The organism is Euzebyales bacterium, from assembly GCA_036374135.1.
GTDB lineage: Bacteria > Actinomycetota > Nitriliruptoria > Euzebyales > JAHELV01 > JAHELV01.
Genome location: DASUUK010000090.1, coordinates 21,654 through 33,734, shown reverse-complemented (window position 1 = coordinate 33,734; position 12,081 = coordinate 21,654). Strand labels below are relative to the sequence as shown.

Sequence of the window (12,081 nt, the reverse complement as noted above, 5' to 3'; positions counted from 1 at the left end):
GCTGTCGTCGTTCCTCGGCGTCAACGGTCGCAAGCGGTATCTGTTCGGCGCGCAGAACCCGGCCGAGCTGCGGGGCACCGGCGGGTTCGTCGGCGCGTACGCCGTCGCGACGTTCAACCGCGGACGCTTCAACCTCAGCCCGTTCCGACCTGTGCAGGACCTGACGAGCCTGCCGTACAACGAGGTGCCCGCGCCCAACACCGACTACGCTGCGCGCTACAGCCGCTGGGGCGGCGCGGGCTTCTGGCAGGCGATCAATGCGACGCCCGACTTCCCGTCCGCGGCGACGGCGATGGTGCGCCTGTACGAGCGCACTGAGGACGAGAAGGTCGACGGCGTCATGCTCGTCGATCCGTTCGTCCTCCAGGCGCTGCTGCGCCTGGTCGGTGACGTGCAGATCCCCGAGCTCGGGCGCGTCGGCCCGGACGAGGTCGTGCCGGCGATCAGCGTCGAGGCGCGCAGCGAGTTCGCCACGGGCGAGGAGCGCAAGGAGACCCTCGGCCAGATCGCCGGGGCAGCGCTGCGCCGGCTCCTGCGCGGCGGCGGGTGGCAGCCACCGGACCTGCTCGACACCTTCGGGCCGGTGATGCGGGACCGACATGTGCTGCTGTACAGCACCGACCCCGAGACCGAGCGGACGCTGCGTGACCTCGGGTTCGCGGGCGCGCTGCCGGATCCCGATCACGACACCATGGCGGTCATCGTCAACAACGCGGCGGTCAACAAGGTCGACTTCTACATGGATCGGTCGGTCGACTACCGGGTTCGGCTACGGCCGGACGGCTCGGCGACCGCGCGGCTTCGCGTCACCTTCGCCAACGGCGCCCCGCCGCTGCCCGCCGACAGCACGCTCGGACTCGGAGAGGGCGACAACTTCAGCCTCGTCAGCGTGTTCTGCGGGCGCTGCGCGCCGACGCGCGCCGACCCGCGCTTCGTCAACGCCAACCTGCGCAAGGGCATGGTCGTCGAGCAGGAGCTCGACCACACGGTCGCGTCGACGCTGCTCACGATTCCGCGGGGCGAGAAGCGCACAATCGAGCTGCGGTGGCGGCTCGAGGACGCGTGGGAGCCCGATGGCGACGGGTGCTACCGCCTGGAGTACGCGGCCCAGCCAACCATCCGCCCGACCCGACTGTCCGTCGCGGTGACGCCACCGGACGGCTACGTCTCCGACGAGAGTCGTACGGATGGCCAACGCGGTCGCCTCCACGCGGGCCGGGTGGCTGGTTTGACCGCGCTGGCAACTTGCTATGCTCCAACGAGCGATGCATAATCACATCGTCGTTGGCGGGAGACGTCACCAGATTCGGAGATAACGCATGCGTAGATTGATGATCATTGTCGGGCTCACAGCAGTCCTGCTCATGACCGCCGCGATGCCTGCTTTGGCTGGTGGCGATCTGCTCGGGTCGGGGGCGGCGCCGCCTGAAGGTGGTGGTGAGGCGCCGGTGCACGTCACGCCGGTGTCGGACGTCGCCGACACCGCCGGTCAGGCGCTCGCCGCCACCGGCATCGACGCTGGCGCCGTGCTGATGGTCGGCTTCGGCCTGGTCGTCGCGGGTGGCGCCGCAGTCGCGGTGTCGCGGAAGCGCGCAGCAGCCTAGACCCGCACGCACGCTCAACGCCGGCGCACCCGTAGGTGCGCCGGCGTTTGCGTGTGCGCGTGCCGCATGGTGCAGCTCAGCTCAGGGGCATTGGACGGACGTCCGACGCCGACCTGTGTCGATTGGACGCGGCGTCGTGTCCGGTCGGCCCAGCGGAGCGTGACCGGTGCCGCATGACGCGTGCTCGCGTGACCCTCTGGCCAGTACGTCACCGGCCGCCGATCCATACGCTCGGGCGTGTTCGAGCGGGCCACGGCGCCCGCGCTCCGATATCGCTGCTGGGGGTCATGCGTGCAGCACCGCACACGGTCGACCGGGTTCGTCGCTCTGCTCGTCGCGCTGGGCCTCATGGTGACGGCCTGCGAAGCCGAGGACGTGCTGCAGGTCAGCGCTCCGCAGTCCGCCGACGACGCGCCGGCGTCCGCCGAGGCATCATCGGGCGTCGCAGCGCACGGGTCCGCAGCACACGGGTCCGACGCCGACGAGGCCGAGACGGGCGATTCGGGCGCCCATGAGGTCGATACGGACCACACCGCCAGCGCGGCGCAGTCGGTCGAGCTGGCGGTGCAGCCTCCTGCCGACGCAGATGAGCGCTCGGGCAACTTCCTGGTCAAGTGCCCGTTCTCGCACCGCGACCAGGTCGATCCCATCGTCTCCCCGGGTCCGTCCGGTACGCGCTCGCAACACCTGCACGACTTCTTCGGCAACACCTCAGTCGACTCGAACTCGACCTACGCGTCGATGTCCGATGCCGGCACGACCTGTGTCGTCGGCGGCGACACCGCGGGCTACTGGACGCCGGCGCTGCTCGATCCGGACGGCACGCCGGTCGAGCCGGTGGCGTTGTTCAGCTACTACCGCAGCCGCCCCGCCGACTACAGTGCGACCGTGGCGTTCCCACCGGACTTTCGGATGATCGCCGGCGGCGAGGGTCAGTTCCCCGACCACGTGTGGTGGAACTGCCACGACGACGACAGCGAAGAGGTGCGCTACGACGCGCCGCCGCGGTGTACGACGTCCGACCTGATCGCGGCGATCATCTTTCCGAACTGCTGGGACGGCAGTCACATCGACGCGACCGATCACCGCAGCCACGTGGTCTACCCCACGGGGAACCGATGCCCCGCATCACACCCGGTCAAGCTGCCGAACGTCCGCTACGTGGTCCACTATCCCGAGGGTTCCGGCGGCGCCGGGTGGACCCTGGTGGATGGGACGACCGTGCCGCACGGGGACTTCTGGAACACCTGGGATCAGAGCGAGCTGGAGCGTTGGCTCGACGACTGCACCCGCGTCAAGCGGTGTGGACGCGTGCACGACTAGAGTCTCGACGCGCCCCTCGCCAATCGGCCAGCGGTCGGCGCTACGAGCCGCGCTAGGCTGTCCCGACGATCGTCGGGCGAGGGCGGAGACAAGGAGTCGTTCGTGCGCGTGGGGGCTGTGCGCCCGGAGCAGGCATCGGCGGCGCCGCTCGTCGAGCGGCTCGCGGCGGAACTGGACGTGGCCGGTGTTGCGTACTGTCACTTCAAGAGCAACCGGTTCCTGCGACGCGCGGAACTGGCGGAGACCGATCTGGACCTGCTGGTCTCCCGCCGGCACGTGCGCGACTTCCGGCGAGTGCTCGACAGCTGCGGCTTCGTCGGCGCCGTCCGCCCGCAGGCGACGTCACCGCCGGGCGTGGCGCACTACTTCGCGTACGACGCGGCCGCTGACCGCTTCGTGCACGTGCACGCCCACCGGCAGCTGATCGTGGGTCACGACCGCACGAAGAACTACCGCCTGCCGATCGAGGAACCGTTCCTCGCCTCGGCGTCGAAGACCAGCGTGCTGCCGACACCCGCTCCTGCGTTCGAGTACGTCCTGCTGGTCATCCGCATGGTGCTCAAGTACGCGGTGATCGACGAGATGGTGTGGACCGGTGCCAGGCGCAGCCGACCACGCCCCTCCCGGTCGGAGCGTGAGGAGCACGCACACCTGCGCGAGCTGATCACGCGTGACGACGTCGACGCCGTCGTCGATGGGCACCTGGGCTTCGTCGGGCGGGACCTGTTCGCCGCCGCGGAGGACGTCGCGTCGGGCACCGCATCGCTGGCGCGCACCGCAGCGGTCGGCCGGCGCATGGAGACGCGGCTGCAGGCGCACGCCCGGCGAAGCCCATCGGTCGATGCGGTGGTGCGTCTGTGGCGGCGGGTCGCGCTGTCGGTCAGGCGACGCACGCTGGGTCGCAGGGGCTACCGCCTGGACGGCGGCGGCGCCATCATCGCCATCATCGGCGGCGACGGCGCTGGCAAGACGACGGCGCTGCGCGAGATCGGTGCGTGGCTGGAGGAGCACTTCGACGTCGTCACCGTGCACCTGGGCAAGCCGCCGTGGTCGGCGACCACCTACGCGGTCCGCGGCGGTCTGAAGATCGCCGGCGTCGCCGTCCCCACGCTGACGGGTCCACCAGCGATGTCGCGCTCACGGCCGGGGGATGGCGGCGATCCGTCGGCCACGGAGTACCGGAGGCTGCTGTGGTTCGCGTGCAAGGCGAGGGACCGGTATCTGACGTACCGGCGCGCCAGCCGTGCGGCCGCCAGCGGCAGCATCGTCATCTCGGACCGGTTCCCCCACCCCGCATTGCGGCAGACGGACGTGCCTCAGATCGCCCGCCTGACCGACGGTGACGACCGCGGCCGGCTGCTGCGGTGGCTCGTCCGCCTCGAACAGCACTACCACGAGCGTGTGGTGCCACCCGACCTTGCGATCGTGCTGCGGCTCGACCCGCTGGAGGCGGCCCGCCGCAAGATCGACGAACCGCACGACTACGTCGTCGCGAGGGCGACCGAGATCTACGACATCGACTGGAGCGGCACCGGCGCCCACGTCGTCGACGCTGGCCAGCCGCCCGCGGCGGTGGTCGCCGAGATCAAGGCGCTGATCTGGGCGTCGCTGGCATGAGCCGTCGCATGCTCGTCTTCGTCCACATCAACAAGACCGCCGGCAGCACCGTGCGGTACATGCTGCGCAGCTCCTACGGACCTCGGCACTGCGACGTCGAGCCGTGGCACGCGGCATGGCGGGATCCACCGTTCTCGGCGGAGGACCTGCGCCGCGTCCGCACCATCTACCCGCGCCTGCGCAGCATCGCCGGTCACCGCATCTTTGGACACGTCGACCTGGGCGTCGCCGACACCGAGCTCGCGTACCTCACCTTCGTGCGCGACCCGCTGAAGACCGCCGCATCGCGCTACCAGTACCACATCGACCACCGCGGCAAGGACGTCGCGTTCGACGAGTGGATCGAACGCGACTGGTTCCGCGACGCCCAGACCCGCCGGATCGCCGGCATCGCCGACGCCCAGGAGGCGATCCGGGTGATCGAGCGACGTCAGATGTTCGTGGGACTGGCCGAGCGCTTCGACGAGTCGATGATCCTGCTGCAGGCGTTGCGCGCACGCGACCTCGACATCAGCTACCGACGCGTCAACGTGGCGAAGCGCACCACCATCGCGACCGACCTGCTGGCCAACGAGCGCACCCGGCAGATGCTGACCGAGGCCAACCAGCAGGATCTGGTGCTGTACCGCCATGTCACCGAGGAGCTGTACCCGCGGCTGCAGCGGGCGTACGGATCCCGGTTGGACGCCGCGGTCGCCGACTATCGGCGCGCCGATCAGCGCTTCAACCGGCGCAACATCGCGCTCAGCCGGATGCGTCAGCACGGCGTCTACCGTCCGCTGCTGTCGCTGTATCGCCGTCCGGGCACGCGACCGGCCGTCGAGACGCTCCTGACGTAGGTCCGGGCGCGTCCTACGACGGGATCGACGGTACGGGCGCGGCCGACCGCACGACGGCGTAGCCGCCGTCCACGTCGTCGACGTGCGCCAGATCCAGGTCCGAGGGCGGTGGTCGTGCGTCCTCGCGTCGGCGCGCTGCCGTCGCACTCGCGACCGCCAACGACCCCATGATCCAGACGGCCTTGCGGTCCTCCAACGACAGCGACATCGCGCCGAGCAGGATGGCCGTGAGCTGTGCGCCCCAGTACCACGCGGCCCACCCACGCCGCTGCCGGACGCGGACGGCCACGCCGGCGATCACTGCGACCAGAAGCACGAAGCCGACGATGCCCGTCTCCACCAGGACCGACAGCGCGGTGTTGTGTGCCTCCTTGCCGGCTGACACCGCCGCTCGGTGCGCATCGAGGCCGACGCCGCCGACCGGATGGGTGAGGAAGATGTCGACACCTTCCTGCCAGATCTCCTTGCGGCCGCTCAGGCTGTCGGAGCCGACGACGTCGCTCACCGTCCCGGTGATGCGCTGCAACGGTTCGCGAGGGACCAAGAAGGCCACGCCGACGATCGCGGCTCCCACCATCGCCCAGGCGGCCAGCCGGCGGTTCCGGCGTGCGTGGCGCAACGTCCAGGCGACGAAGACGACCGTGGGGAGGCTGGCCACCGCGGCACCCCGGGTACCCGTCAGCACCAGCGCGAAGACCCCCGCCGGGACGTACGCGATGTCGGCCACGACCAGGACGCGCGGCAACCGGTCCGCGGGCGGGCCGGTCGCCAGGTACCAGGCCGCGGGCAGCGCCACGGCGATGATGAGTGCGATGCCGTCGACCTCGAACCCGAGTGCCTTGATGCGCTGGTGCTCGGGGAAGTCCGTCGGGGGAGCGTTGACCCAGTTGACGAAGATGCTGACACACGACACGTAGGCACCGAGGACGAAGGCCTGGAGCGCCGTCTCGACCCGCCGTTCCGTCTCGAACAGGTCCAGCACGACCAGCACCATGCCCAAGATCTGGACGTAGGTGATGAACCCGCCCAGCGTGGCGTGCACGTCGATCGTCCAGAACATCGTCAGGCCGCTCCACAGCACCAGCAGGAAGTAGGCCTTGACGAAGCGGTCGAGCGGCCGGCTGTGACCGCGCATGATGACCGACAGCGCCCACAGCCCGGCGACCAGCAGGCCCACCGCCCGGCTCACCCGGCCGACCGCGCCGACGCGGATCGCGACCTCCCACGGGACCGTGAAGATGAACAGCACCGCCGCCCAGTAGGCCGCCCGTCGCATCATCAGCTCCCGGCGAACGCGTCGAGGTAGTCGTCGACGACCGCGTCGACCGTGTACGGACGCCAGCTGTGTTCAGGCGGGCGCGACAGCTCGCCGTCGAGTGCGGCCTCGAGCCCTGCCGCGATCGCCGCCGTGTCCCCCACCGGCACCAACCGCCCGTACCGGCCACCGGCCAGGATCTCGTCCGGCCCGTTGGGACAGTCGGTCGCGACCACCGGGGCGCCGCAACTGAGCGCCTCGATCAGCACGGTGGGCAGCCCCTCCCACCGCGACGACAGCACGAACGCCGTGGCCCGCGCGAAGAACCGGTACGGGTTGTCGGTGTACCCGTGCAGCTCCACGTCGTCGTCGAGGCCCAGACGCCGGATCTGCGCCTCCAGCGCCGTCCGGTCCGGGCCCTCGCCGAGGATCATCAGGCGTGCGTGACGCGTCGACCGCACACGGTGGAACGCGTCGATCAGGGTCGGGAAGTCCTTCTGTGGGCGCAGGCGGCCGGCCGCGACGAACACCGGCTCGTCGCGATCGAACCAGCGATGGGCCGCGGGCGCCTGTGCCTTCGCGATCAGCTCGGGCGTGACGATCGGGTTGTGGATGACGCGGTACCGCTCGTCGGGAACGGTGTTGATCAGCGACCGGAGGTCGTCGATGACGCCGGCCGACACCCCGGCGACGCAGTGCGCCCAGGGGTAGAAGCGTCCCACGAACCTGGGCATCATGCGGTCGCGCCGGGACTTGCCGTTGCCCGCCGCCGAGCTGAGGTTGTTCTGCTCCACGACGACCAGCCGGGTCGGGGATCCGGCGAGGCGCGCGGCCACCAGTGCGGCGACGTTGGCATGGTCGAGCACCGACGCCATGGCCGCTGGGCGCGTGCGGCGCAGGTAGCGCACGAGTGCGGGCACGCTGGTCAGGACCCGGCGCGCCCGGAGGTCGACCACGTCGACGGTGTCGGGGACCTCCGCCATGCGCGGCCCGTCCGCCGACGCCAGGACGAGGTCGGTGTGGAACCCGCGCTGGGCGAGCCCCGAGGCCAGCTGCACGGCCGCGCGCTCGGCGCCGCCGCCCGCCATGTTCGGCGCGAAGACCGCATATCGCGTGCGTTCCACTGGAGCTTCCCCGGTGACGTCGTCCGTGGTCGATCGACCCGATCCTGGCCGGCTTCATGGCCGCCTCGACCACTGCGTCCCGCCCGACACGACCCGATGACGTGGCATCGTAGCGCGTCGTCATGGCCACGTGGTCCGCGCCGATGGGCCCGTCGACCACCGCTATGCTTGCGCGGACGTCGCCGGGGCAGCGACGAGCGGGCGGGAGTCGATGACCATGACGACAGCGCGGATGCCACGCGCGGCACGACCGGCGCGGACGCCCGCGTCCTCGTGGCGCGCCGCCGGCTCCCCGCAGCTCGTCGAGATCCTCGGTGTCGCCGGGGCCGGCAAGTCGACGCTGTCCGCGGCGCTGTGCGCTCACGACCACTACCGGCGCGGCGCGTTCATCCGTACCCGACGCCCGGCACACCTGGCCCACGCGCTGCGCGGGCTCCCGCGTCTGCTGCCGGTCCTGGCCGCCAACGTGGTGCGCCGGCCGCGGCTGAGCTGGCCGGACGTCAAGCTCATGGCATACGTCACGGCCTGGGACCGGTTCCTGCGCCGCCGGTACGCCGGGATCGACGGCGTGGTCGTGCTCGATCAGGGACCGATCTACGCCCTCGTGCGGCTCAGGGCGCAGGACCGCGGCGTCACGACGACCCGGGCGTTCCAACGCTGGTGGGACACGATGCTGTCCCGGTGGCTGCGGACGCTGACAGCGGTGGTGTGGCTCGACGCACCCGACGCCGTGCTGCGAGCGCGCATCGACCAGCGACCGCAGGCCCACACGGTCAAGGGCGCCGGCGAGGTCGGGCTGCAGTTCATCACCCGCTACCGCCGGCTCTTCGGCCAGGTCCTGGACCGCATCGCGGCGGCGGGCGCGCCGGCGGTGCGACGCTTCGACACCAGTGCCATGGATGTTGCGCAGCTGGTGGCCGAGCTCACCGCCGACAGGACATGGATACAGGAGGGGCCACGTCCGGCCCCGGACATCGGAGACACCCGTGACACGCGACGGTGACGACCGACAGCTTCGCGTCCTGCACGTCATCCTGAACCTCGGCGAGGCCAACGGCCAGTACAACGAGCACTGCCTGCCGATGGTCGGCGTGCGCGACCTGTCGATCTGCACGTACCTCGAGCCGAAGCTGACGCCCCCGCCGGCGATCGCGCTGTTCCCGGGCGACGGGTCGCTCGCGGGCTTCGTGCGTGCGTTGCGCTCGGCGCTGGACGGCGGACCATACGACGTCGTGCACGTCCACGCGCCGCAGACGGGCGCGCTGGTCATCGTGACCCTCCTGGCGACCTTGCGCTACCGACGACTGCGGCCCGCGCTCGTGTACACCGTGCAGGACTCGTTCCACGACTACTCACTGCGCAACCAGGCGCTCATGCTGATCGCGTTGGCAGGGTTCACCCGCCTGGTGTTCTGCAGCCGAGCCGCCTATGACAGCATGCCGCGGCTCGCCAAGCGGCTGGTGCGTGGCCGCTGGCGGGTCGTGCAGAACGCCGCTGACATGGACCGCGTCGATCGCGCGCTGGACGCCACGCCGGTCACCCGCGACGACAGCGTGTTCACCGTCGTGTGCGTCAACCGACTCGAACCGGTCAAGGACCATGCCACACTGCTCGACGCGTTCGCGGCGACGGCTGACGACCGCAGCCGTCTGGTGCTGATCGGTGCCGGCGCGCTCGAGGGGACCATCCGCGCGCGCATCCGTGAGCTGGGTCTGGACGACCGTGTCACGCTCACCGGGCTGGTCCCGCGTGAGGAGGTGTTCGTCCGGTGCGCTGCCGCCGACGTGATGGTGTCGACGTCACACGGCGAGGGCCTGCCCGTCGCGGTGATCGAGGCGATGGCAGCGCGGTGTCCGGTGATCCTGTCGGACATCCCCCCGCACCGCGAACTGGTCGACGATGCCGACTTCGTCGCGCTGGTCCCCGTCGGGGACGCCGCGGAGGTGGCCCGGCAGCTCACGCGGCACCGCCAGATGTCGCCCAGCGCATTGCGTGATCTGGGCAAGCGCGCCAGGGAGCACGTGCTCACCCGCTACTCGCTGCCCGTGATGCACGCCGGCATCGACGCCGTGTACCGCGAGGCGCGGGCGGCCGCCGACACGGTGTGATGCTGCCGACGTTCGTGGTCATCGGCGCGCCAAAGGCCGGAACGACGGCGCTGTACTGGTACCTCGCCGAGCACCCGCAGGTCCACATGAGCGCGCTGAAGGAGACCAACTTCTTCGCGTACGGCGTCGACGACGCGGGCCGGCTGCGCTACGGCGATCCGCAGCTGCACCGGTTCCCCGTCCGCAGCCTGGACGCCTACGAGCGGCTGTTCGCCGACGCCGACGGCGCCACCGCGGTCGGTGAGATCTCGCCGATCTACCTGGAGTGTCCGCAGGCCGCCGGGCGGATGGCGGGCCTGCTGCCGGACGCCCAGATCGTCTGTGTGCTGCGCAACCCCGTCGACCGTGCGTACTCGGACTACCAGATGTACCTGCGCACGCGCGGCCGGCGCCTCGATCCCGAGCGCGACCTGACCGTGGACGCACCCTGGGCGCAGGCGGACTCCCACTGGGTGCGGGTCGGCAGGTACCACCAGCACCTGACGCGCTACTACGCCGCCTATCGGCCCGAGCAGATCCACGTCCAGCTGTTCGACGAGCTGCGGTCGGACACCACCGCGGCGGTGCAGGCGATCTACCGCGCGCTGGGCGTCGACGACACGTTCGTGCCGGATCTCGACACCCCCCACAACGTCGGCGGTGTGCCCGCCAACATGGCGTTCGAGCGTGTGCTGACCAGCAAGCGCATCAAGCGGATGGTCGAGCCGTGGATCCCCCGGCGGCTCGGCAACCTGGCACGGCGGGTCCGTACGGCCAACCTCCAGCGCCCGCCCGCCCTGCCCGACCCGCTGCGGGCGCAGCTGACCGACCACTTCCGCGCCGACATCGCCGGGACCGAGGCGCTGATCGGGCGCGACCTGCAGCACTGGCTGTCGTCGGACAGCTGAACCAGCGGTTCGACCCGGCCCGCGCTCGGACACCGAGTGCGCCTGAAGGGGACTGGCGTGTGACGGGATGGTGACGCGCACCTGTCCATCAGGGAACCGCCATGCGGGCGGCCGAGGTGTGATGGTAGGGCGATGACAACTGACGTCCAGGAGGCGTTCGGCGGGCGCGAGCGCCTCGACGTGCTGATCGTGTCGCAACCCGTCGAGTACGGCGTCGCGGTGTGCGTGCGCCAGCAGGTCGAGGCCGCTGTCGCGGCGGGACATGACGTCGTGGTCGCGTGCCCGGACAGCGACCAGGGTCCGCTCGCCGAGTGGGTGCGAGCGACCGGGGCGTCGCATGTCGCGCTACAGCTCGACCGTCGCCCCGCGCCGCGCGACGTCCGCGCGGTCGCGACACTGCGGCGCCTGGCTGTGGACCGCGACGTGGTGCACCTGCACTCGTCGAAGGCGGGCGCGGTCGGCCGCGCCGCCATCGCGTCGCTGCCGAAGCGTAGGCGACCGGCCGTCGTGTTCACCCCGCACTCCTGGTCGTGGCAGGTGGGCGGACGCCTCGCTGGCCTCTACCGGCTGGTCGAGCGCGGGCTCAGCGACCGCTGCGAGGCGATCGTCGCGGTCTCCGAGCACGAGGCCGCGCACGGGCGCGCGGTGCTGGGTGCACGGACCGACCACATGACGGTCGTCCCCAACGGAGTCGACCGCGACCACTTCTGTCCCGACGGTCCGGTCGCACCGCGCGACCCCACGGCCCCCCTGATCGTGTGCGTCGGGCGGCTGAGCCGGCAGAAGGGCCAGGACGTGGCGATCCGGGCGCTCGCGCGCCTGCGCGCCCCCGATGCGCGCCTGCGGCTGGTGGGCGACGAGCAGCCCGTCGGCGAGGCCGCACACCTGCGGTCACTCGCAAGGTCCCTCGGTGTGACCGACCGCATCGAGTGGCACGGCAAGGCGGCCGACACCGCCCCACAGCTGCGGGCCGCGGACATCGTGATCGCACCGTCGCGCTGGGAGGGCATGTCGCTGGTCCTCCTCGAGGCGATGGCCTGCGGCGCCGCTATCGTGGCGACCGATGTCTTCGGCAGCGATGCGGTGGGCGACGGGGGGATGATCGTGCCTCGGGGCGACGTGGACGCCTTGGCGTGCGCGATCGACACACTGCTCGACGACGTCGAGCGCAGGCGACAGCTGGGTGAGGCCGCCCGTCGCCGCAGCGTCGCATTCGGACTGGACGCCACGTTGGAGCGGACGCTGCAGCTGTGGTCCACCGTCGCCGCGGAGCGGGCAGGCTCCGCTCGGCGTCCCCGCCACGTCGCCGTGGGCGGCTGAGTGA

At 71.1% G+C, this 12,081-nt stretch carries 11 protein-coding genes; 9 read left to right on the top strand and 2 right to left on the bottom strand.

Annotated features, from left to right (window positions below):
* From VFZ70_15465 to VFZ70_15445, 5 genes are all read left to right on the top strand, one after another.
* The coding region (locus VFZ70_15465) for a DUF4012 domain-containing protein (GenBank protein HEX6257206.1) at positions 1-1,273 on the top strand (1,273 nt) is incomplete at its 5' end.
* 46 nt (positions 1,274-1,319) lie between these two features.
* On the top strand, positions 1,320-1,604 hold the full coding sequence (locus VFZ70_15460; GenBank protein ID HEX6257205.1) for an LPXTG cell wall anchor domain-containing protein: 285 nt from the start codon (positions 1,320-1,322) through the stop codon (positions 1,602-1,604).
* A 291-nt stretch (positions 1,605-1,895) separates the two neighbouring features.
* Entirely contained in the window at positions 1,896-2,927 is a 1,032-nt protein-coding gene (locus VFZ70_15455; protein HEX6257204.1) for a DUF1996 domain-containing protein, read from the top strand.
* A gap of 102 nt (positions 2,928-3,029) precedes the next feature.
* The gene (locus VFZ70_15450; protein ID HEX6257203.1) at positions 3,030-4,544 is read left to right on the top strand and encodes a hypothetical protein; all 1,515 of its coding nucleotides are present in this window, start codon (positions 3,030-3,032) and stop codon (positions 4,542-4,544) included.
* Between the two features lie 8 nt (positions 4,545-4,552).
* Complete coding sequence (locus VFZ70_15445; protein HEX6257202.1) at positions 4,553-5,383, top strand: hypothetical protein; 831 nt, start codon at positions 4,553-4,555, stop codon at positions 5,381-5,383.
* A gap of 13 nt (positions 5,384-5,396) precedes the next feature.
* Here VFZ70_15445 and VFZ70_15440 read toward each other — a convergent pair whose 3' ends face one another.
* Together VFZ70_15440 and VFZ70_15435 are read right to left on the bottom strand one after the other, a co-directional pair.
* Positions 5,397-6,662, bottom strand: a complete 1,266-nt coding sequence (locus tag VFZ70_15440; GenBank protein ID HEX6257201.1) for an O-antigen ligase family protein — start codon at positions 6,660-6,662, stop codon at positions 5,397-5,399.
* Positions 6,662-7,762 carry a glycosyltransferase gene (locus VFZ70_15435; GenBank protein HEX6257200.1) on the bottom strand — a complete coding sequence of 367 codons (1,101 nt, stop codon included), beginning with the start codon at positions 7,760-7,762 and terminating at the stop codon, positions 6,662-6,664. The genes VFZ70_15440 and VFZ70_15435 overlap by 1 nt, the downstream gene beginning before the upstream one ends.
* Positions 7,763-7,973: 211 nt before the next feature.
* Between VFZ70_15435 and VFZ70_15430 the strand changes: the two genes are divergently transcribed.
* From VFZ70_15430 to VFZ70_15415, 4 genes are all read left to right on the top strand, one after another.
* Positions 7,974-8,765, top strand: coding sequence for a hypothetical protein (locus VFZ70_15430; protein HEX6257199.1), 792 nt, complete (start codon positions 7,974-7,976; stop codon positions 8,763-8,765).
* Positions 8,749-9,870, top strand: a complete 1,122-nt coding sequence (locus tag VFZ70_15425) for a glycosyltransferase (protein ID HEX6257198.1) — start codon at positions 8,749-8,751, stop codon at positions 9,868-9,870. Before VFZ70_15430 ends, VFZ70_15425 begins: the two co-directional genes overlap by 17 nt.
* Positions 9,870-10,757 carry a sulfotransferase gene (locus tag VFZ70_15420; GenBank protein HEX6257197.1) on the top strand — a complete coding sequence of 296 codons (888 nt, stop codon included), beginning with the start codon at positions 9,870-9,872 and terminating at the stop codon, positions 10,755-10,757. Before VFZ70_15425 ends, VFZ70_15420 begins: the two co-directional genes overlap by 1 nt.
* 132 nt (positions 10,758-10,889) lie before the next feature.
* Positions 10,890-12,077 carry a glycosyltransferase gene (locus VFZ70_15415; protein ID HEX6257196.1) on the top strand — a complete coding sequence of 396 codons (1,188 nt, stop codon included), beginning with the start codon at positions 10,890-10,892 and terminating at the stop codon, positions 12,075-12,077.
* Positions 12,078-12,081 lie beyond the last annotated feature (4 nt).